This is a genomic window from Bradyrhizobium sp. ma5 (genome assembly GCF_042258955.1).
Classification (GTDB): domain Bacteria; phylum Pseudomonadota; class Alphaproteobacteria; order Rhizobiales; family Xanthobacteraceae; genus Bradyrhizobium.
In genome coordinates this window covers 4,503,845-4,527,997 of the sequence record NZ_CP170156.1, presented here as the reverse complement: position 1 = coordinate 4,527,997, position 24,153 = coordinate 4,503,845, and the positions used below count along the sequence as shown (strand labels likewise).

29 protein-coding genes are annotated in these 24,153 nt (G+C 64.2%); 14 read left to right on the top strand and 15 right to left on the bottom strand.

The window, feature by feature from the left end:
* Positions 1–22: 22 nt before the first annotated feature.
* Both ACE103_RS20930 and ACE103_RS20925 read right to left on the bottom strand, forming a co-directional pair.
* Positions 23–229, bottom strand: coding sequence for a hypothetical protein (locus ACE103_RS20930; protein ID WP_223975171.1), 207 nt, complete (start codon positions 227–229; stop codon positions 23–25).
* A gap of 11 nt (positions 230–240) precedes the next feature.
* Positions 241–639 (bottom strand): RidA family protein, encoded by a 399-nt coding sequence (locus ACE103_RS20925; RefSeq protein WP_223975173.1) that lies wholly within the window; start codon positions 637–639, stop codon positions 241–243.
* A gap of 141 nt (positions 640–780) precedes the next feature.
* Between ACE103_RS20925 and ACE103_RS20920 the strand changes: the two genes are divergently transcribed.
* Positions 781–1,656, top strand: a complete 876-nt coding sequence (locus ACE103_RS20920; protein ID WP_223975175.1) for a DMT family transporter — start codon at positions 781–783, stop codon at positions 1,654–1,656.
* Between the two features lie 79 nt (positions 1,657–1,735).
* Here ACE103_RS20920 and ACE103_RS20915 read toward each other — a convergent pair whose 3' ends face one another.
* Both ACE103_RS20915 and cysK read right to left on the bottom strand, forming a co-directional pair.
* The gene (locus ACE103_RS20915) at positions 1,736–1,981 is read right to left on the bottom strand and encodes a BrnA antitoxin family protein (RefSeq protein ID WP_092114100.1); all 246 of its coding nucleotides are present in this window, start codon (positions 1,979–1,981) and stop codon (positions 1,736–1,738) included.
* 3 nt (positions 1,982–1,984) lie between these two features.
* Complete coding sequence (gene cysK, locus ACE103_RS20910; protein WP_375780966.1) at positions 1,985–2,959, bottom strand: cysteine synthase A; 975 nt, start codon at positions 2,957–2,959, stop codon at positions 1,985–1,987.
* A 229-nt stretch (positions 2,960–3,188) separates the two neighbouring features.
* Between cysK and ACE103_RS20905 the strand changes: the two genes are divergently transcribed.
* On the top strand, positions 3,189–3,404 hold the full coding sequence (locus ACE103_RS20905; protein WP_223975179.1) for a hypothetical protein: 216 nt from the start codon (positions 3,189–3,191) through the stop codon (positions 3,402–3,404).
* A 10-nt stretch (positions 3,405–3,414) separates the two neighbouring features.
* Here ACE103_RS20905 and tgt read toward each other — a convergent pair whose 3' ends face one another.
* A complete protein-coding gene (tgt, locus tag ACE103_RS20900) occupies positions 3,415–4,548 on the bottom strand; it encodes a tRNA guanosine(34) transglycosylase Tgt (RefSeq protein WP_375780965.1) in 1,134 nt (377 codons plus the stop codon).
* A 255-nt stretch (positions 4,549–4,803) separates the two neighbouring features.
* On the opposite strand from tgt, the gene ACE103_RS20895 reads away from it, so the two are divergent.
* The 6 genes from ACE103_RS20895 to ACE103_RS20870 all read left to right on the top strand — a co-directional run bounded on the left by ACE103_RS20895 (position 4,804) and on the right by ACE103_RS20870 (position 10,047).
* The gene (locus ACE103_RS20895; RefSeq protein ID WP_375780964.1) at positions 4,804–5,937 is read left to right on the top strand and encodes a patatin-like phospholipase family protein; all 1,134 of its coding nucleotides are present in this window, start codon (positions 4,804–4,806) and stop codon (positions 5,935–5,937) included.
* Between the two features lie 98 nt (positions 5,938–6,035).
* The gene (locus ACE103_RS20890) at positions 6,036–6,773 is read left to right on the top strand and encodes a TetR/AcrR family transcriptional regulator (RefSeq protein ID WP_375780963.1); all 738 of its coding nucleotides are present in this window, start codon (positions 6,036–6,038) and stop codon (positions 6,771–6,773) included.
* 307 nt (positions 6,774–7,080) lie between these two features.
* Positions 7,081–7,683 carry a PepSY domain-containing protein gene (locus ACE103_RS20885; RefSeq protein WP_375780962.1) on the top strand — a complete coding sequence of 201 codons (603 nt, stop codon included), beginning with the start codon at positions 7,081–7,083 and terminating at the stop codon, positions 7,681–7,683.
* 249 nt (positions 7,684–7,932) lie between these two features.
* Complete coding sequence (locus ACE103_RS20880; RefSeq protein ID WP_375780961.1) at positions 7,933–8,970, top strand: aspartate-semialdehyde dehydrogenase; 1,038 nt, start codon at positions 7,933–7,935, stop codon at positions 8,968–8,970.
* A gap of 140 nt (positions 8,971–9,110) precedes the next feature.
* Positions 9,111–9,443, top strand: a complete 333-nt coding sequence (locus tag ACE103_RS20875) for a tautomerase family protein (RefSeq protein ID WP_375780960.1) — start codon at positions 9,111–9,113, stop codon at positions 9,441–9,443.
* Positions 9,433–10,047, top strand: coding sequence for a GNAT family N-acetyltransferase (locus tag ACE103_RS20870; RefSeq protein WP_375780959.1), 615 nt, complete (start codon positions 9,433–9,435; stop codon positions 10,045–10,047). The genes ACE103_RS20875 and ACE103_RS20870 overlap by 11 nt, the downstream gene beginning before the upstream one ends.
* Positions 10,048–10,050: 3 nt before the next feature.
* Here the strand turns inward: ACE103_RS20870 and queA are convergent, their stop codons facing one another.
* The 5 genes from queA to coaD all read right to left on the bottom strand — a co-directional run bounded on the left by queA (position 10,051) and on the right by coaD (position 13,235).
* Complete coding sequence (gene queA, locus ACE103_RS20865; RefSeq protein WP_375780958.1) at positions 10,051–11,127, bottom strand: tRNA preQ1(34) S-adenosylmethionine ribosyltransferase-isomerase QueA; 1,077 nt, start codon at positions 11,125–11,127, stop codon at positions 10,051–10,053.
* Positions 11,128–11,239: 112 nt separating this feature from the next.
* On the bottom strand, positions 11,240–11,704 hold the full coding sequence (locus ACE103_RS20860; RefSeq protein ID WP_223975197.1) for a peptidylprolyl isomerase: 465 nt from the start codon (positions 11,702–11,704) through the stop codon (positions 11,240–11,242).
* Entirely contained in the window at positions 11,680–12,120 is a 441-nt protein-coding gene (locus ACE103_RS20855; protein WP_223975199.1) for a TonB C-terminal domain-containing protein, read from the bottom strand. Before ACE103_RS20855 ends, ACE103_RS20860 begins: the two co-directional genes overlap by 25 nt.
* A 6-nt stretch (positions 12,121–12,126) precedes the next feature.
* Positions 12,127–12,690 carry a peptidylprolyl isomerase gene (locus tag ACE103_RS20850; protein WP_173643492.1) on the bottom strand — a complete coding sequence of 188 codons (564 nt, stop codon included), beginning with the start codon at positions 12,688–12,690 and terminating at the stop codon, positions 12,127–12,129.
* A 47-nt stretch (positions 12,691–12,737) separates the two neighbouring features.
* Entirely contained in the window at positions 12,738–13,235 is a 498-nt protein-coding gene (gene coaD, locus ACE103_RS20845) for a pantetheine-phosphate adenylyltransferase (protein WP_092114077.1), read from the bottom strand.
* Positions 13,236–13,500: 265 nt separating this feature from the next.
* Here coaD and ACE103_RS20840 point away from each other — a divergent pair, with 265 nt between their 5' ends.
* The 4 genes from ACE103_RS20840 (at position 13,501) to ACE103_RS20825 (ending at position 16,898) form a co-directional block, all read left to right on the top strand.
* Positions 13,501–13,758 (top strand): hypothetical protein, encoded by a 258-nt coding sequence (locus tag ACE103_RS20840; protein WP_212319671.1) that lies wholly within the window; start codon positions 13,501–13,503, stop codon positions 13,756–13,758.
* A gap of 154 nt (positions 13,759–13,912) precedes the next feature.
* Positions 13,913–15,811: a potassium transporter Kup gene (locus ACE103_RS20835; RefSeq protein ID WP_374708069.1), complete on the top strand. Its 1,899-nt coding sequence runs from the start codon at positions 13,913–13,915 to the stop codon at positions 15,809–15,811.
* Between the two features lie 111 nt (positions 15,812–15,922).
* Complete coding sequence (locus ACE103_RS20830) at positions 15,923–16,717, top strand: phosphotransferase family protein (RefSeq protein WP_375780957.1); 795 nt, start codon at positions 15,923–15,925, stop codon at positions 16,715–16,717.
* On the top strand, positions 16,662–16,898 hold the full coding sequence (locus tag ACE103_RS20825) for a hypothetical protein (protein ID WP_375780956.1): 237 nt from the start codon (positions 16,662–16,664) through the stop codon (positions 16,896–16,898). The genes ACE103_RS20830 and ACE103_RS20825 overlap by 56 nt, the downstream gene beginning before the upstream one ends.
* Before the next feature lie 46 nt (positions 16,899–16,944).
* Here the strand turns inward: ACE103_RS20825 and ACE103_RS20820 are convergent, their stop codons facing one another.
* Positions 16,945–17,136 carry a hypothetical protein gene (locus ACE103_RS20820; RefSeq protein WP_223975205.1) on the bottom strand — a complete coding sequence of 64 codons (192 nt, stop codon included), beginning with the start codon at positions 17,134–17,136 and terminating at the stop codon, positions 16,945–16,947.
* Complete coding sequence (locus ACE103_RS20815; RefSeq protein ID WP_223975206.1) at positions 17,133–17,942, bottom strand: transglutaminase family protein; 810 nt, start codon at positions 17,940–17,942, stop codon at positions 17,133–17,135. The genes ACE103_RS20820 and ACE103_RS20815 overlap by 4 nt, the downstream gene beginning before the upstream one ends.
* Before the next feature lie 259 nt (positions 17,943–18,201).
* Here ACE103_RS20815 and ACE103_RS20810 point away from each other — a divergent pair, with 259 nt between their 5' ends.
* Positions 18,202–18,381, top strand: coding sequence for a hypothetical protein (locus ACE103_RS20810; RefSeq protein ID WP_092114072.1), 180 nt, complete (start codon positions 18,202–18,204; stop codon positions 18,379–18,381).
* A 408-nt stretch (positions 18,382–18,789) separates the two neighbouring features.
* Here ACE103_RS20810 and gyrA read toward each other — a convergent pair whose 3' ends face one another.
* The 3 genes from gyrA to ACE103_RS20795 all read right to left on the bottom strand — a co-directional run bounded on the left by gyrA (position 18,790) and on the right by ACE103_RS20795 (position 22,882).
* The gene (gene gyrA, locus ACE103_RS20805; protein ID WP_223975208.1) at positions 18,790–21,519 is read right to left on the bottom strand and encodes a DNA gyrase subunit A; all 2,730 of its coding nucleotides are present in this window, start codon (positions 21,517–21,519) and stop codon (positions 18,790–18,792) included.
* A 212-nt stretch (positions 21,520–21,731) separates the two neighbouring features.
* Complete coding sequence (locus ACE103_RS20800; RefSeq protein WP_375780955.1) at positions 21,732–22,130, bottom strand: DUF2306 domain-containing protein; 399 nt, start codon at positions 22,128–22,130, stop codon at positions 21,732–21,734.
* A gap of 257 nt (positions 22,131–22,387) precedes the next feature.
* Complete coding sequence (locus tag ACE103_RS20795; protein ID WP_097672149.1) at positions 22,388–22,882, bottom strand: single-stranded DNA-binding protein; 495 nt, start codon at positions 22,880–22,882, stop codon at positions 22,388–22,390.
* A 445-nt stretch (positions 22,883–23,327) separates the two neighbouring features.
* Between ACE103_RS20795 and ACE103_RS20790 the strand changes: the two genes are divergently transcribed.
* Positions 23,328–24,071, top strand: coding sequence for an outer membrane protein (locus ACE103_RS20790; protein WP_375780954.1), 744 nt, complete (start codon positions 23,328–23,330; stop codon positions 24,069–24,071).
* Positions 24,072–24,153: the final 82 nt, after the last annotated feature.

Genomic DNA, 24,153 nt, shown 5'->3' with positions numbered 1-24,153 from the left:
TTTTTCATTCGCCATGCGCTCGCTACGCAGTGCGTGGTTTGCCAAGATTCTCGGCGGTCTGCTGGATGGTGCGGGCGATCAACAGCGCCTGATCCTTGGTGACCGCAAAGTCGTGCACGCCTTTGTCCGTCGTCATGGAGATCACCATGATGTCCGGTTGTTGCTCCGGCCAACCAGTCGCGAACCCCGTGAGGAGCTCAGGCGCCTTTCGCATGTTGCTCTTGTTCATCGCTGAAAGTCCTATGCTGCGGGAATGAATGCCGTGACCTCGATTTCGACCTTGGCGCGCTGATCGACCAGCCCGTCGATGTAAAGCAGCGTGGACGGCGGGAAATTGCGCCCGAGCGTCTCCTTCCACGCCGCACCGATACCGGCGCCCGCGGCCTCGTATTCGCTGCGGCTGGTCAGGTACCAGGTCAGGCGGACGATGTGCTCGGGACCGGCGCCGGCTTCGTTCAACAGCTTGATGATGCGCTTCAGCGCCATGCCGACCTGGGCAGCCATCTCGGGCGCGTACTCGCCCTTCTCGTCGCCACCCGTCTGCCCTGCCAGCACGATCCATTTGCCGGGCGCGTCGAACGCGACACCGTGCGAGAAGCCGCGGGGTTTCGACCACTCGGCCGGTTGCAAGACACGCATGAGCAGATCCTCCTGATGTGATTAGTCCCGCCCTGCTTAGCAGAGATCACGCGGTTGGCGCACCACGCATCGGCAGAATTGCGCGTTGCAAATTCATAGCGGCTCGCCGATACCGGGATCCCTCCTCATCTCGTTCCCGTCATGGATCGCACGCCCTCAAAGACCCGCGCAGCACTGTGGATGTCCGGTTGGCTCGCGCTGATGCTGATCGTGGCGGTGGCAGGCCGCGAGGCGACGCGCGAGGTCAACGTCTTCCAGCTGATGGCCGTGCGCGGCGTGCTCGGCTTCGTGATGCTGTATCCGTTGATCCACATCAATGGCGGCTTTTCGATCGTGAAGACGGCACGCGTGCACGTCCACATCGCGCGCAACCTAATCCATTTCTGCGCGCAGCTTGGCTGGTTCTATGCACTGACACTGATCCCGATCGGCCAAGTGGTCGCGATCGAGTTCACGATGCCGATCTGGACCGCGATCCTCGCGGCGGGCTTCCTCGGCGAACGCATGACATCCTGGAAGATCGTCGCAATCGTGCTTGGTCTGGTCGGCGTCATCGTGATCGTGCGGCCGGCGACCGGTGCGATCAATCCGGGCCAGCTGATCGCGCTCGGCGCGGCCATGGGCTTCGGAGTCTCGATCGTCGTGGTCAAATCGCTGACGCGAACCGAGCAGGCGCTGACGATCATCTTCTGGATGCTGGTGGTGCAGTCGCTCGCCAGCATCGGGCCTGCGCTCTATGTCTGGACCTGGCCGCCGCTATCCACCTGGGGCTGGCTTGCGGTAATCGCATTCTGCGGCACCTTCTCGCATTACTGCATGGCGCGCGCCCTGCTCCATGCCGATGCGACCGTCGTGATCCCGATGGATTTCGTCCGGGTGCCGCTCACCGCGATCGTCGGGTGGCTGATTTATGCCGAGCAGCTCGACGCCTACACGGTGCTTGGCGCCGCCATGATTCTGGCCGGCAACCTCCTGAACCTGAAGCCCGGGGCAAAGCTGCCGGCGCGTGCAAGATGACCGCCGTGCAGCGCTACACCGCTGCCGCTCGACCACAAAGCCCGGGGATCATCCCGGGCTTCGTTGCTTCGAAAGTACGTTACTTCCCGGCGGCCTTGCGCAGCGCCGCGTTGATGCGGTCCTGCCAGCCAGGGCCGCCCTCCTGGAAATATGCCAGCACGTCCTGATCGATCCGCAGCGTGACCTGCTCCCGGACGCCGGGGACCGGGACGGCCGCAGTCTTCGGCAGCGCATCCGCGACCTTGGTCGTGGCCCGTTTGAACGCCGCCTCGGCTTCGCTACGGGCATCGTTCAGGGTTCGCGGTCGTCTCGGCTGGTCGGCCATGTCCTAGATTCCTTCAAACAGCACCGTCGAGAGATAGCGCTCCGAGAATGACGGCACAATCGCCAGGATGGTCTTGCCCGCAGCCTCCGGCCGCTTGCCGATCTGCAAGGCGGCCGCGATCGCCGCCCCTGACGAGATGCCGCCGGGAATTCCTTCGTTGCGCGCCAGCGCGCGCGCGGTCTCGATCGCGGTGGCGCTGTTGACCTTGACGATCTCGTCGATCACCGAGCGGTCGAGGATGTCAGGGATGAAGCCCGCGCCGATGCCCTGAATCTTGTGCGGCGTATGCTGGCCGCCCGACAGCACCGGGCTCTCCTCCGGCTCCACCGCGACGACGCGCAAGGACGGCTTGCGCGGCTTCAGCACCTGCCCGACGCCGGTGATGGTACCGCCGGTGCCGACGCCGGCGACGAAATAGTCGATGTTGCCGCCGGTGTCGTTCCAGATCTCCTCCGCCGTGGTGCGGCGATGGATTTCGGGATTGGCGAGGTTCTTGAACTGCTGCGGCATGACCGCGTTGGGGGTCGTGCGCACGAGTTCTTCCGCGGTCGCGATCGAGCCCTTCATGCCCTGCGCCGCCGGCGTCAGCACGATCTCGGCGCCGAGGAAGGCGAGCATCCGCCGCCGCTCGATCGACATCGATTCCGGCATCACGAGCTTCAGCCGATAGCCGCGCGACGCCGCGACATAGGCAAGCGCAATCCCGGTGTTGCCCGAGGTCGGTTCGATCAGCACGGTGTCGGCGTTGATAATGCCGGCCTTCTCCATCGCCACGATCATCGCCGCGCCGATGCGGTCCTTCACGCTGGCCGCCGGGTTGAAGTATTCCAGCTTGGCGAGGATCGTCGCGTTGACGCCACTGGCCTGCGGCAGTCTGCGCAGCCGCACGATCGGCGTCGAGCCGATCGCATCAACGATGGAGTCAAAGACGCGGCCGCGTCCGGGTTGCACTGCACTCGTTGTCGACGGCGCGTCCATCAAACGGCTCCTGTTGCGGGATATGCTGGAAATATGCGGTCTTCTCTCATTAGAAGCAGCGCATCATGACGCGCAAGTGAGAAACCGCCGAGGTGCAGATTCGTTGCATTGCAAAAACTAGAACCTGCGCAAATAACGTAAAACCTACGCATTTGTGTTGCGACAAGGTCAAACAAGTGCGTCTATATACTTTCGTCAGGTGTAGCTCAGAACGTAAAGGGAGACGCGCATGCCGGCACTTGCTGAAGTTCTGTCGACCGTAGCGTCCAGGCCCGATCCGCGCGGCAGCGATTTGCCGACCTGTCCTGTGTGTGCTGACTCCATGGTAGCGGCGGAAGCGTCCGCGTACCTGTTCGACAATTTGATCAGCTATCTCTGGACCTGCGACAATTGCGGTTACGGATTCGTGACCAAGCACACGGTGAAACCGATCGTGTGCAACTGATCACTTAAGCTCACCTCGGAGCGATGTCACCGCGCGCCCAACCGGCGCGCGTTTTCGTTTTGAAGTCCTCGAAAGTGCCGTTTGCCACCGCATCGCGGATGCCCTGCATCAGCTCCTGGTAATAGGCGACGTTGATTTCGGACAGCAGCATTGCCCCAAGTGTCTCGCCGGCACGCACCAGATGGTGCAGATAGGCGCGCGAAGTGTTGCACGCGGCGGGCCACGAACTCTCCTCATCGAGCGGACGCGGATCGTCGATGTGCCGCGCGTTGCGCAGATTGATCTGCCCGAACCGGGTGAACGCCATGCCGTGGCGCCCGTTCCGTGTCGGCATCACACAGTCGAACATGTCGACGCCGCGCGCCACCGCCTCCAGAATGTCTTCGGGCGTGCCGACGCCCATCAGATAGCGCGGCCGATCGGACGGCAGCGCCGGCGCGGTCTCCTCGATCATCGACAGCATCACCGCCTGCGGCTCGCCGACCGCCAGCCCGCCGATCGCGTAGCCGTGAAAGCCAATGTCAGTCAGCCCGCGCGCGCTGGCGTGGCGCAGATCGGGGATGTCGCCGCCCTGGACGATGCCGAACAGCATGTAGCCGTCCGGCGCGCTCTCGAAGGCACGTTTGGAGCGTTCGGCCCAGCGCAGCGACAGCTGCATCGCCCGCTCGATGTCGGCGCGCTCGGCCGGCAGCCGCACGCACTCGTCCATCTGCATCGCGATATCTGAGCCGAGCAGCCGCTGCACCTCGATCGAGCGCTCCGGCGACAGCTCGACCTTGGCGCCGTCGATATGCGAGCGGAAGGTCACGGCCTTCTCGGTCACCTTGCGCAGCTCGGAGAGCGACATCACCTGGAAGCCGCCGGAATCCGTCAGCATCGGGCCGCCCCAGCCGGTAAAGCGCTGCAGGCCTCCAAGCCCTGCGATCCGCTCCGCGCCCGGCCGCAGCATCAGGTGATAGGTATTGCCGAGCACGATATCGGCGCCGGCATCGCGCACCTCGCGCCAATGCATGCCCTTCATCGCCCCGGCGGTACCGACCGGCATGAATGCGGGCGTTCGGACGACGCCATGCGGCGTGGTGAGGCGCCCGGTGCGGGCGGCGCCGTCAGTTGCCAGCAACTCGAAATGATTGGGAAGAGTCATGCGGCTGCTTATTGCGTGTCGCCGATGCCCGATCAACCCGTCGGGTAACGGTCTTCGCGCGACTTCGTGAACGCCAACGGCCGGACCGATGCTTGCCCCGGAACGGTCCATTCGCTAAACAAAACGAAACCGTATCGTTTTATGTCGAGAATATGGCAGCGGGTCCTCCCGCCCGTGAATGCAATCCGCGCGAAAACCTGACTGGCCGAGATGTTCCCATCCTCCAGCGCCCGGCCTGACGGCGTCCGCCATCGGATGACACCCGCTCATGCAATCCGGCAAGCGGTGCTGCTGTGCGGGCTCGCCTTCGCGCTGGCGGCCTGCAGCTCGCTGCCGCGCATGCCTTACACGGCTGCCGACGCCGCCAATTCGCGGGTGCTCGATCTCGACGGGCTGCGCCGTTACGCCGACGAGCCGGCGTCCAAATTCCGGCTCGAGAAGAACACCGTTGCCCCGATCAAGACCTATCTGGCCCTTTCCGGCGGCGGCGCCGACGGCGCCTATGGCGTCGGTGTCCTCAACGGCTGGACCGCGGCCGGCAACCGCCCGAGCTTTTCGGTCGTCTCCGGTGTCAGCACCGGCGGACTGATCGCGCCCTTTGCATTCCTCGGCCCGCGCTACGACGACACGCTGAGGGAGGTCTACACGTCAGGTATCGCCGAAAGCCTGCTGCAGGACCCGAGCCTGATGCGGGTGCTGTTCGGCTCCGGCCTGTTCGGCAACAAGCGGCTGCGCGAGCTGGTGGCGCGTTACGTCGGCCAGGACATCCTGAGCAAGGTGGCGCGCGAAAACGCCAAGGGCCGGAAGCTCCTGATCGTCACCACCGATCTCGACACCCAGCGCACGGTGATCTGGGACATGGGACGGATCGCCGCCGTCGGAACGCCCGAGGCGCTCCAGCTGTTTCGCGACGTGATGGCGGCCTCCGCCAGCATCCCGCTGGTGTTTCCGCCGATCATGATCGACGCCGACGGCCAGGGCCGCAGCTTCCAGGAGATGCATGTCGACGGCGGCGTGACCGCGCCGGTCCTGACGCTGCCGGACGCATTGCTGTTCCGCGAGCGTGCCTGGCCCGCCAATGGCCACATGAACATCTACATCCTCGTCAACAAGAAGCTCGAGGGCAATTTCGAGCTGGTGTCGAACTCGACGATCGACGTCGCCTCGCGCAGCATTTCCGCGATCACCCAGGCGCAGACGCGTTCGGTCATTCTCTCGACCTATGATTTCGCCCGCCGCAATCGGCTCGGCTTCCATCTGTCCTACATCGAGCGCGACTATCCGGCGCCGGAAACCCAGGGCTTCGACACCGCCTATATGCGCGCGCTCTACCAGCACGGCTACGAGAAGGCCGCCGCGGGGCAGGCCTGGACCGCGACGCCGCCCTAAAGCGGGCCAGCTCCCGGTACCGCCGAATGGACGAATCCGCATCGCGCGGGTTATAGACCGGACAGACCCGTCCGAACGCACAACGAGATGAATGGGCAATGGGATTGACGGCAACCAAGGCCAAGGCGGCCAAGCGCGGCGTGATCAAGTCACGCGGCGGCCGGCCGACCCGGGATGCTGCGATCGAGCGCGACCAGCGGCTGATCGAGGTCGCCACGCGCCTGTTCCTCGAGCGCGGCTTCGATGCGACATCGATCGACGCCGTGGCCGAGGCCGCCCGCGTCAGCAAGCCGACCGTCTATGGACAGTACGGCGACAAACGCGGCCTGTTCACCGCAGTGCTCCGGCGCGAGATCGCCCGCTGGCTTGCTCCGCTCGCCGCCGCGGCGGCCGAAGCGCAGGCCGACGGCAGCTGCGATGGTTCGGTCGAGGAACGGCTGATCGAGCTCGGGCGCCAGCTGCTGGTGCTGAACTGCAGCGCCGACTCGATCGCCTTCAGCCGGATCCTGACCGCGCAGGCGATCAATTTCCCCGAGGTCGCCAAGCTTGCCGTCGACGAAGGCTGGTCGAAAGCGGTGTCGACCACGGCGGATTTCTTCGACCATCTGGTCGACAACGGCGCTCTCGACCTCGAGGACACGACGATCGCGGCCGAGACCTTCCTCAACATGGTTGTCGGCCACACCCACCGGATGGCGACATTCGGGATTGTAATCGACATGAAGGCCGCCGTGACGCGGATGGAAGTCTCGATCCGGCTGTTCCTTGCCGGTGCCGTGGGACCGCGGGACCGGCTGCGCGACGCCGCCAAAGCGAGACGCCGGCCGGCGCGCTGACGTTTTTAGGGGATCGTTTCGTCGTCTTACACGTTGCCGTGAAGAACCTTGAATAAACAGAACGAAACCGTATTGTTTAGTTGCAAAGAGACGCCGAACCCAGATCGCCCCCCAAAGGGTTCTGCGTCGCCTTGTAACTTCGACCGTCACGACGGAGCTGCCGCCATCGCTCCGCCTGAACGTTCGGCGGCCGACCTCTGACTAACAAGGGTCGGCCGCATCTTTCTCGACCCGCCCCGTCGCGCTGCGAACGCGGGTCATGCGCGTGCACATATTCGATACAGGTTCGACGATGAGGACAGGACGATTGCACGCACTGAGGCATTTGGCATTGGGAACGCGGCTGCTTGCAACCGCGCTGCTGGCCCTGCCCTTCGCGTCGCCGGCCCATGCGATCTCGAGCTCGGCTGCCGCCGCGCTCTCCCCGCAGGACAGCGACAGCGGGCTCGACGTGCATGCGGTTCGCCGCGAGCTCGACAGCTTCCAATCCGCCCAGATCTCGCTGCGCAAGGCGATGGCAATTGCGGAAGCGCTGCACTCAGGCTCGATCACCGCCGACATCAGCTTCGACGGCGCATCGGACCCCGCGGTCTACCGGGTCAAGACCATGCAGCAGAACCGGATCTGGCAGCATGCGATCGACGCCTCGACCGGCCAAGTGATCGGCGGCGAGCCGCCTTCGCCGCTGGCCTCCCTCGGCGCTGAAGACCGCGACAACCTTGTCGTGCTCAGGGCGCTCCGGCATCGGCTCGCCGATGCGGTGCGCGTCGCCGAGCACACCACCTCGGGCAAGGCGATCAGCGGCGGCTTGATGCGCGAACGCGGCAAGCTCAATTTCGTCATCGTGGTGCTGACGGGCAGCGATCTGAAAGAGGTGATCCTCGAGCCGCCCGGCGCGCGCAGGCGCTGAGAGCGGCGCAGGCGATACCCGGTTCTCCCTTGCCAGGTTTTCGCCCAAAAGCCGTTGACGGACGCCGATCTCTGCCGCATAAGTCCGCATCATGATCACCGCGACCAAACGCACGACCAAAACCACCAAGCCCTCTGGGGCCTCGGGAGGCGTGCGCGCGTAGTCGGTCGTACAGCACCATCTCTACCCGAAGCCCCGCCTGATGAAGGTCCGGGGCTTTTTTGTTGCCTGCGTCATGCTCAAATTCGAATGGAGGACAAAGTGAGTAACGATCCCGTCGTCGCGATTGTCGGCGTCACCGGCGCAGTCGGCGCCGAATTCATCGCCACCATGGACAAGCGCGGCTTTCGCGTCGGCAAGCTGAAGGCGCTGGCGAGCGCCCGCTCGGCCGGCAAGACCGTCAGCTTCCGCGGCAAGCCGGTCGTGATCGAGGAGCTAACCGAGCGCGCCTTCGAGGGCGTCGACATTGCGCTGTTCTCGGCCGGCAGCGGCATCTCGAAGAAGTTCGCGCCTGTCGCCGTGAAGTCCGGCGCCGTCGTGGTCGACAATTCGTCGGCCTTCCGGATGGATCCGAACGTGCCGCTGGTGATCCCCGAGATCAACGCCAACCGCATCCGCGACCACAAGGGCATCATCGCCAACCCGAACTGCGCCGCCATCACCGCGCTGGTGCCGCTGTGGCCGATCCACCAGAAGAACCGCATCAAGCGCGTGATCATCTCGACCTACCAGGCTGCAAGCGGCGCGGGAGCAGCCGCGATGGAGGAGCTCGTCGAATCCACCCGCGCCAATCTCAACGGACAGGTCTACACCCCGAAGGTGATGCCGCACCCCTACGCCTTCAACCTGTTCAACCACAACACGGCGATCGATCCGGAGACCGGCTACAACGACGAAGAGACCAAGGTCATCAAAGAGACCCACAAGATCTTCGAGGACGACAAGATCGCGGTCGGCGTCACCTGCGTGCGGGTGCCGGTGCTGCGCGCGCATTGCGAGGCGATCACCTTCGAATGCGAGAGGCCGATTACCGAGGACCAGGTGCGCGCGATAATGGCACAGGCGCCGGGCGTCAAGATCGTCGACGATCGCGCGAAGAACTACTTCCCGATGCCGATCGACGCTTCCGGCCAGGACGACGTGCTGGTCGGCCGCATCCGCAAGGATCTCAGCGATCCCAGCGGACACTCGATCTCGATGTTCGTCGCGGCCGATCAGCTGCTCAAGGGCGCCGCATTGAACGCGGTGCAGATCGCTGAGTTATTGCCCGAACGCGCAATGGCGTGATGTGATGAACTGCGCAGGGTGGGCAAAGCGTAGCCCACCCCGCGATCCGCCGCATCGTTCGGCGACAGACAAGAACAGGACGTATCGTGCCAAGCACTCGGATCACGACCGGCATCTGGGCCCGCGGCATCGAGACCAAGGTGATTGAAGCCGTCCAGGACGCCCTGCTCGCGGCGCTGAAAATCCCTGACTACGACCGAGATGTCGTGCTCGACCTCTATGACGACACCGCCCGGATCGTGCCCACCGGCCGATCGGAGCGCTACACACGGATCGAGATTTTGCTGTTTTCCGGACGATCGCTGGCGGCCAAGAAAGCGCTCTACAGTGCCGTGGTGGCGAACCTCTCCGCCCTCGGGGTGCCCGCCAATGAGATCAAGACCGTTCTGATCGAGGTTCCATCCGACAATTGGGGTTTACGCGGAGGTTTGCCCGCGTCCGAAATTGACCTCGGGTTCAAGGTTGACGTCTGACGGGCATGCCCGGCGAAACTCGCTCAAGTCACACCATCGGGCGAGCTCCCGTAACCCACTTCGATGCGTTGCCGATGGACCCCTTCTCGATATGCATTCCTCATCCGAACAGTTCGAGATCAGAGATCTTCACACTCATTCTGAGCGCGACGACCTCCTGCACCTGAACAACGCCAGCGCGCGGGAGACTTCGCTGTTGACGGCGCAGCGTTTCGCTCAATTGATCGATACCGCATCGATCGCGCTGTTCGTGCCGCCCTCCGCCGCATTGCTGTTGGCGTTTGCGCATTCCGACGAGTACGACGGCACGCATTTCGGCTGGTTTCGCCACCGGATGGACCGGTTCATTTACGTCGATCGAATCGTCGTTGGGGCAGCATGGCGGCGGTACGGGCTGGCGCGCATGCTCTACCGCAAGGTGTTCCAGCAGGCTGCACAGCGCGACCTCGGCCGCGTCGTCTGCGAGGTCAACGTCGAACCTCCGAACCCGACGTCGGACGCATTCCACAGCTCGCTTGGCTTCGAGGAAGTCGGCCGGGCCACGATCGACGGCGGCGCGAAGACGGTGCGCTATCTCTGCGCGAAGCTTGAGCCTCGCGCGTGACCTTCAGTCGCCCGCCCGAAATAGCAAACACGCATCGCCGTACGAATAGAACCGGTAGCCGTCGCTGATCGCGTGCGCATAGGCGGCCTGCATCGTCTCCAGGCCGGAGAAGGCCGAGACCAGCATGAACAGCGTCGAGCGCGGCAAATGGAAGTTCGTCAGCAGGATATCTACCGCGCGGAAGCGATAGCCCGGCGTGATGAAGATCGAGGTTTCCGCCGCGAACGGCTGGATGGTGCCGTCGGCATTTGCGGCACTCTCCAGCAGCCGCAGCGATGTGGTGCCGATCGCGACAATCCGGCCACCCTTTGCGCGTGCGGCATTCAGGGCAGACGCGGTCTCGGCGGTGATGCAGCCCCATTCAGCATGCATCTTGTGCTCGGAGGTCTCATCCGCCTTGACCGGCAGGAATGTCCCGGCCCCGACATGCAGCGTCAGGCGATGCAGCGCGACCCCGCGGCTCTTCAGCGTGGCTTCCAGCGCCGGCGTGAAATGCAGCCCCGCCGTTGGTGCTGCGACCGCACCTTCATTGGCGGCGAACATGGTCTGGTAGTCGCTGACGTCCTGGTCGTCAGGCGTGCGCTTGGAGGCGATGTAGGGCGGCAGCGGCGTGGCGCCGACATCGGCGATGGCCTGGTCGAGCACCGGACCATGGAACGAGAATGACAGTGTCACCTCACCCTCGTGCCCCTTGGCCTCGACCTCCGCATCGAGATTGCCGAGCAGGCAGACCTTGCCCTCATTGCCGAAGCGGATGGTGTCCCCCGGTGCAAGCTTCTTCGCCGGCTTCACCAGCGCCTGCCAGCGCGAGCCATCGAGCCGCTTGATCAGGGTTGCCTCGATCTTCGGCTCGGTCTCGCGCCCGATCCGGCGGCCCCTGAGCTGGGCCGCGATCACCTTGGTGTCGTTGACGACGATCTGATCACCCGCCTCCAGCCAATGCGGCAGGTCGGCAATCGTGGCGTCGCGCAGCACGCTGTCCGGATGCACCACCAGCATCCGCGCGGAATCGCGCGGGCTCGCGGGGCGAAGCGCGATGCTCTCGGGCGGCAGTTCGAAATCGAAGAGATCGGTGCGCATGGCGGTGACTATTACTTCAGCGCCGTCATTCCGGGGCACGCGAAGCGTGAACCCGGAATCTCGAGATTCCGGGTTCGATGCTGCGCATCGCCCCGGAATGACAGCGAATAGCTTACGCCGCGTCGGCGGCCATGCGCGCCTTGACGATCTTGTCCGGATCCTTCACCGGCTCGCCGCGCTTGATCTTGTCGACGTTCTCCATGCCCTCGGTGACCTTGCCCCAGACCGTGTACTGGCCGTTGAGGAAGGAGGCGTCGTCGAAGCAGATGAAGAACTGGCTGTCGCCGGAATCCGGACTGGCGGCGCGCGCCATCGAGGTGGTGCCGCGGACATGCGGCTCCTTGTTGAACTCGGCCTTCAGCTTCTTGCCGGAACCGCCCATGCCGGTGCCCTGCGGGCAGCCGGTCTGCGCCATGAAGCCGTCGATCACGCGATGGAACACGATGCCGTCGTAGAAGCCTTCGCGCACCAACTCCTTGATCCGCGCGACGTGACCGGGCGCAAGATCCGGGCGCATCTCGATCGTGACCGGGCCCTGGGTGGTTTCGAGGATCAGAGTATTTTCGGTAGCAGCCATGCTCGCTTCTCCTGGCTTCGGGGTGGATATTTCTTATTCCGGAACGGAATCGCGAATGGACGGCCCGCAACCGCGCCGCCCAGGCTCTCGGTAAATGGCATCGGCGTGCAGCGTTGCAACGCCTCCATCACCGCGACCCGGTACGCGATCCGGTCGTTGTCGGTCGCTTCCTGCGATTCATAGCTGATCCTGGGATGCCCGAGGATCGCGCCCTCACGGTTGAAGCTGACAATGACGGTAATGTCGATCGGAGCGGCCTTGTCCGCCGCCGGCGGCCGCCAGCAGCGATGGATCGCCAGAACAACGTCCCGGATCGTATTGAGTTGCTCCGGCTCGGCCGCCGCCGATCCGGTCAGCGCGAGCCACAGCACCAGCGGCGCGGCGAACCAGGCAAGTGGCTTGCTGCGCGCCGCCATCGCCGATCACTTGATGTCGGATGCGACCTGCACCTTCACCATCTTGTCGGGATCGGTGACGGCGCCGCCGGGAGAGCCCGCGGGAGCCTTCTTCAGCTTGTCGACCACGTCCATGCCCGACACCACCTCGCCGACCACGGTGTACTGGCCGTTGAGGCTCGATCCGTCGGCGAACATGATGAAGAACTGCGAATTGGCGCTGTCGACACTGTCGCCGCGCCGGGCCATGCCGACGATGCCGCGCTTGAACGGGACCTGCGAGAATTCCTGCTTCAGGTTCGGATATTTCGAGCCGCCGGTGCCGTTGAAGTTCTGGCCGTCGCCGGTCTGCGCCATGAAGCCATCCATCACGCGATGGAACGGAACGTTGTTGTAGAAGCCCTCGCGCGCCAGCTGCTTGATGCGCTCGGCATGCTGGGGCGCGATGTCGGTGCGCAGCTTGATGACGATGCGGCCCTTGGTGGTGTCGATCACGATCGCATTGGCCTTGTCGAGATTGGCAGGCAGTGGCTGCGCGACCGCAGGCACGACGCAGAGCAGCGCGGCAACGAATGCAAGAATGCGGATCATGGAAACTCCGGACCTCTGGGCGTTCTGGATGTGGCAGGCCGCCGGCATCAGCCGGCGAACTTGGCCTTCAGGCTAGCGGCGACTGATGACGGCACGAATGCAGAGAAGTCGCCGCCCATCTGGGCGATTTGGCGCACCAGTGTGGCGGTGATCGGGCGGACCGCGACCGACGCCGGAACGAACACGGTATGCACCTCGGGCGCCATCGCCTCGTTCATGCCGGCCAGCTGCATCTCGTAGTCGAGATCGGTGCCGTCGCGCAGGCCGCGAATCATGATGGTCGCGCCGAGCTTGCGCGCCGCCGTCACGGTCAGATTGTCATAGGTGGTGCAATCGAAGGCGCAGCCCGCCTGCTGGGCAATCGGGCCGCACACCTCGCGCAGCATGTCCAGCCGTTCCTCGGTCGAGAACAGCGGCTTTTTGCCGGCATGGATGGCGACGGCGACGACCAGGCGGTCGCACAGGCCGACGGCTTGCCGGACCACGTCCAGATGGCCGTTGGTGACGGGATCGAAGGAGCCGGGATAGAGCGCGATACGGGACATGGTCCCTCCTAACCCGCCCGGCTCGTCCCGGCAAGCCGCCCGGGTTCCACCCGTCGCGCGAAATAAATACCTGCTCGTCCAGTGAACGAGTCCTGGGATGCCAGCGTCTACGTGGTGAATGTTTCGTCGGCCGCTGGCTGACGAAACAAAACCGGCCCGCGATGAAACCATTTTCGACCCTGGCGAAGACACCAGGAAACCTGCGGCCGGTAGACATTGGACAACGAAACGACGGGCCCGGGGGTCCGATCATATGGGGACCGTCATGATCAAGGCACTTTCCGCTATCGCCGTTGCCGCGTTCATCGCCGCCGCGCTCACCGTTCTGCCGGGCTTTGCGCCGCAGGTCGCAGCCTCCACCCCGCAGCCGCTGGCCAAGAGCGACCGTCTCGACGTGCACCCGGTCGGCAAGGAGTGCTCGCAGCAGGCCTGGCCGAATTTCGAAGCCTCCTGCCTGCGCAGCGCCGGCAACAAGACGGTGGTTCGCGAAGCCCGCCTCGTCACCGCCGATCGCACCCCGTAGTCATTTCTGACCCATAAAGGCGTCACTTCCGTCCGTCACACAAAACCCAATGGTAATTTGCGACGTCCCGTCGCAGACTATCGTCTAAGGCGCCCGACCGGATGATCCGGCGGGCGCAAGCCATCGGGGGATTGCCGTGACCAGTACGCCCGCCATCGTTTCTTCTGGCCATCCTCCAACTAGCCCGATCCCGTTTGCCGTCACGCTCGGTGCCCTGGGTGTCGTCTATGGCGACATCGGCACCAGCCCCCTCTACGCCCTGAAGGAAGCCGCCAAGGCCGCCGCGCATGGCGGGCCACTCAGCCAAGCTGCCGTGCTGGGCACGGTGTCGCTGATCCTGTGGGCACTGATCCTGATCATTTCCGTCAAATACGCCATGCTGATCCTGCGCGCGGACAACCGCGGCGAAGGCGGCATCGTCGCGCTGCTGGCGCTGCTCTCCGCACGCAACGCGGCGCCCGGCACCTGGCGCGCCCATCTGCTGGTCGTTGGCCTCATCGGCGCCGCCCTGCTCTATGGCGACGGCGCGATCACGCCGGCCATTTCCGTGCTGTCGGCGATCGAAGGCCTCAAGGTCGATGCGCCGTCGCTGACGCCGGCCGTGGTACCGCTCACCGTCGTGATCCTGATCGGCCTGTTCTTCATGCAGAAGCAGGGCACGGGCTTCATCGGCAAGATCTTCGGCCCGGTGATGCTGTTCTGGTTCGCCGTGCTCGCAGCGCTCGGCATTCACGGCATCGTCAAGGCGCCCGGCGTGCTGGTCGCGCTGAGCCCGTTCTATGCGTTCGATTTCCTGATCCATCAGGATTTTCACGTCAGCTTTGCCATCCTCGGCGCCGCGTTCCTCGCGGTGACCGGCGGTGAGGCCATGTATGCCGACATGGGGCATTTCGGCCGCTTTCCGATCCGGCTCGCCTGGTTCGCGATCTGCCTGCCCGCGCTGGTACTGAACTATTTCGGCCAGGCCGGCGAGCTGATCAACGATCCGAGCTCGATCGATAACCCGTTCTTCCAGCTCGCTCCTGACTGGGCGCATTACCCGCTCGTCCTGCTCGCGACCGTTGCCACCGTGATCGCCTCGCAGGCCATCATCTCCGGTGTGTTCTCGCTGACCCAGCAGTCGATCCAGCTCGGCTTCCTGCCGCGGATGCATATCCGCCACACCACGAGCGACGCGATCGGACAGATCTACGTGCCGCTGGTGAACTGGCTGCTTGCGGCGGGAACGCTCGGCGCCGTGCTCGCCTTCGGCACCTCGGACGCGCTGGCCGGCGCCTACGGCATCGCCGTGTCGCTGTTGATGGCGATCACCACGCTGCTCGCAGCCCTGGTCGCGATCCAGTGGGGCTATTCGCCGATCATCGTGATCGCGGTGAACGGCTTCTTCTTCATCATCGACGCGATCTTCTTTGCGGCGAACACCGAGAAACTGTTCGAGGGCGGCTGGTTCCCGCTGCTGCTGGCGGCCGCGGTGGCGTTCCTGATGCTGACCTGGCGCAGCGGCGTCAAGCTGGTCGAAAAGGCGCGCGGCAAGTTGCGTCAGCCGGAAGAGGATCTGATCGAGACCGCGGTCAACAAATGCAGCGCCCGCCTGCCCGGCACCGCGGTGTTCCTGGCCTCGGCCCCCAATGGCGTGCCGCTCGCGCTGACCCAGTTCGTCAAGCACAATCACGTGCTGCATCAGCGCGTGCTATTGGTCACCGTGCTGATCGAGGAGCGCCCGCGGATCTCAGACGAGGAACGCGCCAATGTGCTCGAGATCAGCCCCGGCATCACCCGCATCGTCCTGCATTACGGCTTCATGCAGTATCCGACGATCTATGAGGGGCTGAAGACCGCCTGCCTGCAGGCCAAGCTACCCGGCATCGATCTCTCCGACGTGACCTACTATATCGGCCGCGAAACCATCATCCCAAGCGAGGATATCCCGGGCATGTGGGTGTGGCGTGAATCGCTGTTCGCCTTCCTGCAGCGCAACGCCGAGCGTTCCGCGGCCTTCTTTGGCGTGCCGACCGGTCAGGTCGTGGAGTTCGGCACCGAGATCGAGATTTGATCGAGCGGCTTGCGTAGCCCGGATGCAGCGCAGCGCAATCCGGGACAAACAAAACCACATCGCAAGGACCCCGGATTTCGCTGCGCTGCATCCGGGCTACGATAACCGGCAATGTCAGACGATCCGCCTCTTCAGCTGAAGCCGCGGCTGGCGATTTCGATCGACCAGGCGCAGGCGATCATTGATCGTGTTGCGCCACGCTGGCGCGTGGCAGGCATCACTGAGCTGCGCGGCGGCGAGATCAGCACGATCCTCGAGATCGTGCTGGCGGATGCACCGAACCGCATCCTCAAGGTCTACCCCGCCCAGCTGCATTGGAAGATGGCGAAGGAGGTCTATGTCCACGGGCTGTTGCGCGACGCCGATATCCCCGTCCCGCGCATTCTGCTCGCCGACGACACCCGTTCGGTGATCGATCTCAGCTTCGTGCTGATGAGCAAACTCGACGGCGTCGAGCTCAGCCGGCGCGATCCGGAGCTGAGCCATCAGGAGCAGTTTGCGATCTTCGCCGAGATGGGCGCGGCGCTGCGCAGGATCAACGACATCACGCTCGACAGTTTCGGCTATATCGGCCCAAGCGGGGTCTGGACGCCCCACCCCACCAACCGCGCCTACATGTCCGCGCAGTTCGACCGCAAGCTGACCGAGTTTTGTACCCGCGGCGGCGACAGGGCGCTGGCCGAGCGGCTCCGGACCGGCATCGCCGCCCGTGCGCACCTGCTCGACGCCGCCGACAGGCCCCGCCTCTGCCACTACGATCTCCATGCCGGCAACGTGCTGGTGACGCCGGAAGGAAAGCCGCAACTCTGCGGCATCGTCGATTTCGAACGCGACGGCCGGCGATCCCCTGATGGATATCGCCAAGGCGCTGTACTACTTCACCCCGAAGGATGCGGCGCGGCGTGAAGGATTGCTCGCCGGCTATGGCGCGCTCGATCGCCCAGACTGGAAAGCGACGATCGCGCTCTACCGGCTCGCCTCCATGTTAGAGCTGTGGTGCTGGTTCGCGCAGATCGGCAAAGCGGATGCGCTGGCCGGCCTCACCAGAGAGCTCGAGAATTCGACCAGTCAGGCCGTGGCTTATTGACCGAAATCGGACGCGGGCATCGAAGGCCTGGCAAAGGCCGGACGGCCTATTCGCCCGCCGCGAGACGACGCACGCCGGATGCGGTCAGGCCGAGTTCACCGAGCCGTCTGACTGCGTAACCGAGACCGACAAGTCGCTCCCCGTGCAACTGAGGAATCTCCCGTTGCCCTTCACCCTTGCCGACCTCGACCAGCGAGGCGAACTCGTCCGAACTGAGGACTTGGGGATCATCCGTCATGACGCGACCTCGTCGGTCCAGACCTTGAACGAAACCAGCGTGTTTGGCCCAAACGTCTGGGTGATCGGAACGTCGGAGGCATCCCGTCCCTGTGCGATCAAAACCCGTCCAATCCTCGGCACGTTGTTGCGCGGATCGAACATATGCCAGCGGCCGCCGATATAGGCCTCGAACCAGCCGGCGAAATCACCAGCCGCCCAAGGCAGCGGGGTGCCGATGTCGCTGAGATAGCCGGTGCAATAGCGCGCCGGAATGTTCATGCAGCGGCAGAACGCAATAGCCAGATGCGCGTAGTCGCGGCACACGCCCTTGCCTTCGTCGAAGACCTCCCGCGCCGTCTTGGTGGCGCGGGCGTGCTCGTAGCCGAAAGCGATGTGGCGATGGACGAAATCGCAAATGGCCTGGACCCGCGGCCAGCCCGGCGGCGTGCCCTCGAACAACTTCCATGCAATTTCCGAAAGCCGGTCAGTCTCGCAATAGCGGCTGCCCAGCAGATAGACCAGCGTGTCCGCCGGCAAGTCCTCGACCGCGTGCTGACCGGCCGAAGCAAACACCGGATCAGGCTCGCCGCTGTCGCGCACGACGCCATCGGCCGCCAGGCGCATTGGACCGGCCGGCGCAACGATACGGCTGCACCAATTGCCGAATCCATCGCGGTACGGCGTGATCGGCACCGCCGGGCTGGTGGTCAGGTGGTCGGGGACGATGATATCGGATGCGCGCGTGAAATGCGTGCCCAGCACCATGATCATGGGCGTTGGCTGCGGGAACTCGTAGTGCATTTCGAATCCGACGCGAAGCTTCATTCGAAATACGTTCCTCTATGTCCTACCGACATGGCGACGATGCGGTCGAATACAAGGTACGATCTGCCTGATCGGACAAATACCCGTATCGCGCGAGAAAGTGCTGGCTATTTGCTGCAATCGCGCGCAGGAACGACGACGCTTGCCGACTGGCGCGGCTTTCCAGCGCGAGGCGAACCCGACGAAGTTCCAGTCGGATGGTCGAAAGCCTCCTCCGTGCGTTCGAGAAAGATTCGAACGCACTCACCGAAAGAGCTTCATGCAAAATCTCTCGCCTCGTCACGTCAAGACTGAAGAGTCCGTGCGCCTCGGCGTGACGTCCGGTTGGTATTCCACAAAGGTCAGCGGGACGTTCGTGACCGGCCCGCATGACACCGAAGCCGATTGCCTGCGCAAGATCGCCGAGATCAATCCTCCACCGCCGAGGAAGAAGAAATAGCTCCGGCGCGACCGGATTGGGCGCATCGGCAAATGCCAACTCAGACGCATGTCGGCAAGATGGCCAAACAAACCCGCGTTCGTCTTCTCGAGGTTGTCGTGAGTGCGCAGAAAGAGCCCACTCGCTGGAAATGGCATGTTTCCGAAGGCGGTTTGGAGCTCGTGCACGGCTACGCGACGTCACGCGAAACAGCGCAACGGGACGGCGATAGCGTTCTGTTCACAATGCTATCTGCGCCCCAGACGCCCTGAGCGGGGCGCCCTTCGACGAACAGAGACGCACGTTCGCGAAGCCCGGCGAAACGACGTAGGGGCGCAGCCCTGCGCGCCCAGGCAATCAGGCATCAGTCAACCCGGCGTGACGCCCCGACCTCGAGCCGCCTGCAACGAACCACGTTCGGGAACGGCCCTACTCGCCGTTCCCGTTCGCGCCGTTCTCTTCCTCCGGAATGTGCTCGACCGAGACGACATGCTCGTCCTCGGCGGTGTCGAACACGATCACGCCCTGGGTCGAGCGGCCGGCGACGCGGATGTCGGCCACCGGGCAGCGGATCAGCTGGCCCTTGTCGGTGACCAGCATGATCTGGTCGGCGTCCTCGACCGGGAACGACGCCACCAGATTGCCGTTGCGGTTGTTGACGCTCATCGCGACGATGCCTTTGCCGCCGCGGCCGGTGGTGCGGTACTCGTAAGACGAGGTCCGCTTGCCGAAGCCGTTGACGGAGACGGTCAGCACCACCTGCTCGGCCGCCGACAGCTCGGCATAGCGCTCCTGCGACAGCTGGATCGCATCGTTCGCAGGCTCCTCGCCCTCTGCCTCGACCGGTTCTTCGGTCGTGGCCTCGCCGGCCACCGCGCGGCGCATCTTCAGGTAGGCCGAGCGCTCGTCCGAAGTGGTCTCGACATGGCGCAGGATCGACAGCGAGATCAGCTTATCCGCCTCGGCCAGCGCAATGCCGCGCACACCCATCGAGGTACGGCCGGTGAAGACGCGCACATCGGTGACCGGGAAGCGGATGCACTGGCCGCCGGCGGCGGTCAGCAGCACGTCGTCGCGCTCGGTGCAGATCTGCACGTCGACTATCGCCTCGCCCTCGCCGAGCTTCATGGCGATGATGCCGGAGCGGCGGACGTCGACGAAATCGGACAGCTTGTTGCGGCGAACGGTGCCGCTGGTGGTCGCGAACATCACGTCGAGATTGCCCCAGGAGGATTCATCCTCCGGCAACGGCATGATCGTGGTGATGCGCTCGCCCTGCTCCAGCGGCAGGATGTTGATCAGCGCCTTGCCGCGCGCGTTTGGCGCCGCCATCGGCAGCCGCCAGACCTTCTCCTTGTAGACTTGGCCGCGTGACGAGAAGAACAGCACCGGCGTGTGGGTCGAGGCCACGAACAGGCGCGCGACGAAATCCTCGTCGCGGGTCTGCATGCCGGCGCGGCCCTTGCCGCCGCGGCGCTGCGCCCGATAGGTCGACAGCGGCACGCGCTTGACGTAGCCCGCATGCGACACGGTGACGACCATGTCCTCGCGCTGGATCAGGTCCTCGTCCTCGACCTCGCCTTCATGCTCGATGATCACGGTCTTGCGCGGGGTGGCGAACTGCTGCTTCACCTCGGCGAGTTCGGTCTTGACGATGCCCTGCACGCGCGCGCGCGAGCGCAGGATGTCGAGATAGTCGGCGATCTCGGCCGCGAGCTTGTCGAGTTCCTCGGATATTTCGTCCCGCCCCAGTGCGGTCAGGCGCTGCAGCCGGAGATCGAGGATGGCCCTGGCCTGCTCCATCGACAGCCGGAGCGTGCCGTCATCGTTGATGCGATGCCGGGGATCGTCGATCAGCGTGATCATCGCCTCGACGTCGCGTGCCGGCCAGTCGCGCGACATCAGGGCCTCGCGCGCGGTGTTCGGATCGGGCGAGGTTCGAATGACACGGATCATCTCATCGATATTGGCGACCGCGATCGCGAGGCCAACCAAGATGTGGGCGCGATCGCGGGCCTTGCCGAGCAGGAACTTGGTCCGCCGGGTCACCACCTGTTCGCGGAACGCGACGAAGATGGTGAGCAGGTCCTTCAGATTCATCGTCTGCGGACGGCCGGAATCCAGCGCCAGGATGTTGGCCGGGAAATTCGTCTGCAGCGGCGTGAACCGGTAGAGCTGGTTCAGCACCACGTCGGGCACCGCTTCGCGCTTCAGCTCGATGACGACGCGATAGCCGTCGCGGTCGGACTCGTCGCGCAGGTCGCCGATGCCCTCGATCTTCTTCTCTTTGACGAGATCGGCGATGCGCTCGACCATCGTCGCCTTGTTCACCTGATAGGGAATCTCGGTGATGATGATCGCTTCGCGATCCTTCCTGATGGTGTCGATCGCCACCTTGCCGCGCATCACGATCGAGCCGCGGCCGAGATGGTAGGCCGAGCGGATGCCCTGGCGGCCCAGGATGATGCCGCCGGTCGGGAAGTCCGGTCCGGGAATGATGTCGATCAACTCGTCGATCGTGAGCGCCGGATTGTCGATCAGCGCCACGCAGGCGTCGACGACCTCGCCGAGGTTGTGCGGCGGGATGTTGGTCGCCATGCCGACGGCGATGCCGCCGGCGCCATTGACCAGGAGGTTCGGGAACCGGGCCGGCAGAACCGCCGGCTCTTTCTCCGAGTTGTCGTAGTTCGGCTGGAAATCGACGGTGTCCATGTCGATGTCGGCGAGGACGGCAAGCGCCGCCTTCGTCAGCCGTGCCTCGGTATATCGGTAGGCCGCCGGCGGGTCGCCGTCGACCGAGCCGAAATTGCCCTGGCCATCGATCAGCGGCACCCGCAGCGAGAAGTCCTGCGCCATGCGGACCATCGCGTCGTAAATCGACTGATCGCCATGCGGGTGATATTTACCGATCACGTCGCCGACGACACGCGCGGACTTGACGTATTTCTTGTCCGGGGTGTGTCCCTGCTCATGCATCGAATAGAGGATGCGCCGGTGCACCGGCTTGAGCCCGTCGCGCGCATCGGGCAGCGCACGCGACACGATCACGCTCATCGCGTAATCGAGGTAGGACTTCTTCATCTCGTCGAGAATGGAAACGGGACGAATATCTGAGGGCACCGGCGGCTCGCCGGGCTTGTCGTCTTCGGGTTCGGACAAAGGGGAAATCCGGTCAGTTCTGCTGGGGAATCATATAGACCATCGAGGGCCTGATAACCACCCTTGCACGGCTCCGGCAAGCCGTTTTTCCCTTCGTTTTTTCATGCACTTACCGGCCGCATTGCAGGTTTGCGACGCGCCTGCTTAGCCCGGCGGTTGCAAGGTCGCGAAGACCTGGTGGAACCGGCCTTCGCAACGTCCTGATCATCCGATTATTGGCCGAAAATCACCGCGTGCATGATCCGCCCGGGCATGAAGGTGAATAGCCCGGCAATGACCAGCGCGCCGAAGAAAATGCCCATCATCGTGAACTTGTGGCGGCGGACATTGTGGCTCCGCGCGGCCGTCACGCCGAGCACCAGCATGATCAGCGAGAAGATCGACAGCAGATGGATCGGGCTCCACGGGCCCACCAGCTTGATCTGATGGATCCAGAACGAGCTCCCGGCGACCACCAGCATCAGGATCACCCAGATCCAGCCCAGCGTCCGGTGCGGCAGCGTGCCCTTCGGTGCGGCGAGCTGGATGGAGCCGAGCACGAAGGCGGCCATCGCGGCAAAGGCATGGAGCGGGATCGCAGGCGCAGCGTCGAGCAGTGGCGCGAGGCTCATGATGGCAGCCCTCGAGTGAAGCTCGCGGCCAGACGTCGCTCGCCGCAGGCCAATGTAAATATCATTCACATTGACCTGTGTCAAAGTCCGGGGAACCCGCGCTGGCCGTCCTCGGTTGGACAAGGTCACGCAGGCGCTTAGAGAGTTATCCTCATAATCCACACGAGGAGACTTCCGCGACAAATCTCAACGCCGCTCCGGGATAATGATCTTCACGGAACGGCGTCTGACGGAATCTCGGAAAGCCTGACCTGCGATCAGAACGGGATGTCGTCGTCCATGTCGCTGTTGCGGCTGCCGCCGCCGGCGGCGACCGCACGGCGTGGCGCCGAGCTGACCGGACCGGACGAGCCGAAATCGCTGCCGCCGCCATCATCGGCGAAGCTGCCGCCCCCACCGCCCCGCCCGTCGAGCATGGTGAGGTTGGAGTTGAAGCCCTGCAGCACGACCTCGGTCGAGTACTTCTCGACGCCGCTCTGGTCGGTCCATTTGCGGGTCTGCAATTGACCCTCGATGTACACCTTGGCGCCCTTCTTCAGATACTGCTCGGCGACCTTGCAGAGGCCCTCGTTGAAGATCACGACGCGGTGCCACTCGGTCTTTTCCTTGCGCTCGCCGGTGCCCTTGTCGCGCCAGGTTTCCGAGGTGGCGATGGAAAGATTTGCGATCGGTCGGCCGTCCTGCGTCCGCCGGATTTCCGGATCCTTGCCGAGGTTTCCAACCAGGATCACCTTGTTCACGCTTCCCGCCATTGCATCATCTCCGCTCAAAAACCGGGCACCGGACATCGGCCGCCACTCTCAACCATCGCCACTTACTTGCAGGCGCCGCGAATGACCTATACGGCCGGTGCCGGCTTGATGCCCTCGCCGTCGCGCGGTTATCCACGATATTCAAGATATAGCATCGCAGCCGACACTGTTCCAGTTTTGTTCGCCACAACCAGCCGTAGAAGCAGCCGGCGGTCATGGAGTCGCCGCCGATTTCGCTCCGACCACCAGCGGGCTCTGACGCCTTACGAAAATGTAAGTTAAATCAACGCTTTGCATTGTCGACACTTCTTCTGCGAGTGTTGCATTTGGGAGACGGCGCTTCAGGTTGAATCAGCGTATAGCTACCACCCATCAGATGGGCGCTCGCGTCTGAAGTCGCGCTTCGGGACCGTTGGAAGCCGATTGGGAAGCTGGGGGTTTGATTATGAAGAAGTTTTTGCTCGCTACGGTTGGCCTGATTGCGGTCGCTGCGCCTGCCGCGGCTGCCGATCTCGCTGCGCGCCCCTACACCAAGGCGCCGCCGATGATCGCCGCCGTCTATGACTGGAGCGGCTTCTACATCGGCGCCAACGGCGGCTGGGGCTCGAGCCACAATTGCTGGGACCAGGTCCCGGGCGGCATCTTCATCGGCTCGGATGGTTGCCACGACGCGACCGGCGGCGTTGCCGGTGGTCAGATCGGCTATCGCTGGCAGGCGGGCACCTGGGTGTTCGGCCTCGAAGCGCAGGGCAACTGGGCTGACCTGAAGGGCAGCAACAACAGCGCGATCTTCCCGGGCCTGTTCACCAACCAGAGCAAGATCGACGCGTTCGGCCTGTTCACCGGCCAGATCGGCTACGCCGTCAACAACGTGCTGCTCTACGCCAAGGGCGGTGCGGCGCTGACCGACAATCGCTTCAACACCTACTTCACGCCGACCGGCGTCCTCGCCGGCAGCGCGAGCGACACCCGCTGGGGCGGCACCATCGGCGCCGGCATCGAAGTCGGCTTCGCGCCGAACTGGACCGCCGGCGTCGAATACGACCACCTGTTCATGCAGGACAAGACCTACAACCTCACCACCCCGACCGGCGCGCTGTTCAGCAACATCCGCGATCGCCAGGACGTCGACCTCGTCACCGTCCGCGTGAACTACAAGTGGGGCGGCCCGGTGGTTGCGCGCTACTGATCGCGCGACACGGATTTGAGACGAAAGGCCGGCTTCGCGCCGGCCTTTTTGTTTGCGTGGGCGGCGCGCTCCAACGTCGGGC

What these genes read in the sequence shown, in the direction of transcription:
- ACE103_RS20930 (WP_223975171.1), bottom strand. Translation starts at nt 229, where the DNA reads ATGAACAAGAGCAACATGCGAAAGGCGCCTGAGCTCCTCACGGGGTTC.
- ACE103_RS20925 (WP_223975173.1), bottom strand. Translation starts at nt 639, where the DNA reads ATGCGTGTCTTGCAACCGGCCGAGTGGTCGAAACCCCGCGGCTTCTCG.
- ACE103_RS20920 (WP_223975175.1), top strand. Translation starts at nt 781, where the DNA reads ATGGATCGCACGCCCTCAAAGACCCGCGCAGCACTGTGGATGTCCGGT.
- ACE103_RS20915 (WP_092114100.1), bottom strand. Translation starts at nt 1,981, where the DNA reads ATGGCCGACCAGCCGAGACGACCGCGAACCCTGAACGATGCCCGTAGC.
- cysK (WP_375780966.1), bottom strand. Translation starts at nt 2,959, where the DNA reads ATGGACGCGCCGTCGACAACGAGTGCAGTGCAACCCGGACGCGGCCGC.
- ACE103_RS20905 (WP_223975179.1), top strand. Translation starts at nt 3,189, where the DNA reads ATGCCGGCACTTGCTGAAGTTCTGTCGACCGTAGCGTCCAGGCCCGAT.
- tgt (WP_375780965.1), bottom strand. Translation starts at nt 4,548, where the DNA reads ATGACTCTTCCCAATCATTTCGAGTTGCTGGCAACTGACGGCGCCGCC.
- ACE103_RS20895 (WP_375780964.1), top strand. Translation starts at nt 4,804, where the DNA reads ATGACACCCGCTCATGCAATCCGGCAAGCGGTGCTGCTGTGCGGGCTC.
- ACE103_RS20890 (WP_375780963.1), top strand. Translation starts at nt 6,036, where the DNA reads ATGGGATTGACGGCAACCAAGGCCAAGGCGGCCAAGCGCGGCGTGATC.
- ACE103_RS20880 (WP_375780961.1), top strand. Translation starts at nt 7,933, where the DNA reads ATGGAGGACAAAGTGAGTAACGATCCCGTCGTCGCGATTGTCGGCGTC.
- queA (WP_375780958.1), bottom strand. Translation starts at nt 11,127, where the DNA reads ATGCGCACCGATCTCTTCGATTTCGAACTGCCGCCCGAGAGCATCGCG.
- ACE103_RS20860 (WP_223975197.1), bottom strand. Translation starts at nt 11,704, where the DNA reads ATGGCTGCTACCGAAAATACTCTGATCCTCGAAACCACCCAGGGCCCG.
- ACE103_RS20855 (WP_223975199.1), bottom strand. Translation starts at nt 12,120, where the DNA reads ATGGCGGCGCGCAGCAAGCCACTTGCCTGGTTCGCCGCGCCGCTGGTG.
- ACE103_RS20850 (WP_173643492.1), bottom strand. Translation starts at nt 12,690, where the DNA reads ATGATCCGCATTCTTGCATTCGTTGCCGCGCTGCTCTGCGTCGTGCCT.
- coaD (WP_092114077.1), bottom strand. Translation starts at nt 13,235, where the DNA reads ATGTCCCGTATCGCGCTCTATCCCGGCTCCTTCGATCCCGTCACCAAC.
- ACE103_RS20840 (WP_212319671.1), top strand. Translation starts at nt 13,501, where the DNA reads ATGATCAAGGCACTTTCCGCTATCGCCGTTGCCGCGTTCATCGCCGCC.
- ACE103_RS20830 (WP_375780957.1), top strand. Translation starts at nt 15,923, where the DNA reads ATGTCAGACGATCCGCCTCTTCAGCTGAAGCCGCGGCTGGCGATTTCG.
- ACE103_RS20825 (WP_375780956.1), top strand. Translation starts at nt 16,662, where the DNA reads ATGGATATCGCCAAGGCGCTGTACTACTTCACCCCGAAGGATGCGGCG.
- ACE103_RS20820 (WP_223975205.1), bottom strand. Translation starts at nt 17,136, where the DNA reads ATGACGGATGATCCCCAAGTCCTCAGTTCGGACGAGTTCGCCTCGCTG.
- ACE103_RS20815 (WP_223975206.1), bottom strand. Translation starts at nt 17,942, where the DNA reads ATGAAGCTTCGCGTCGGATTCGAAATGCACTACGAGTTCCCGCAGCCA.
- ACE103_RS20810 (WP_092114072.1), top strand. Translation starts at nt 18,202, where the DNA reads ATGCAAAATCTCTCGCCTCGTCACGTCAAGACTGAAGAGTCCGTGCGC.
- ACE103_RS20800 (WP_375780955.1), bottom strand. Translation starts at nt 22,130, where the DNA reads ATGAGCCTCGCGCCACTGCTCGACGCTGCGCCTGCGATCCCGCTCCAT.
- ACE103_RS20795 (WP_097672149.1), bottom strand. Translation starts at nt 22,882, where the DNA reads ATGGCGGGAAGCGTGAACAAGGTGATCCTGGTTGGAAACCTCGGCAAG.
- ACE103_RS20790 (WP_375780954.1), top strand. Translation starts at nt 23,328, where the DNA reads ATGAAGAAGTTTTTGCTCGCTACGGTTGGCCTGATTGCGGTCGCTGCG.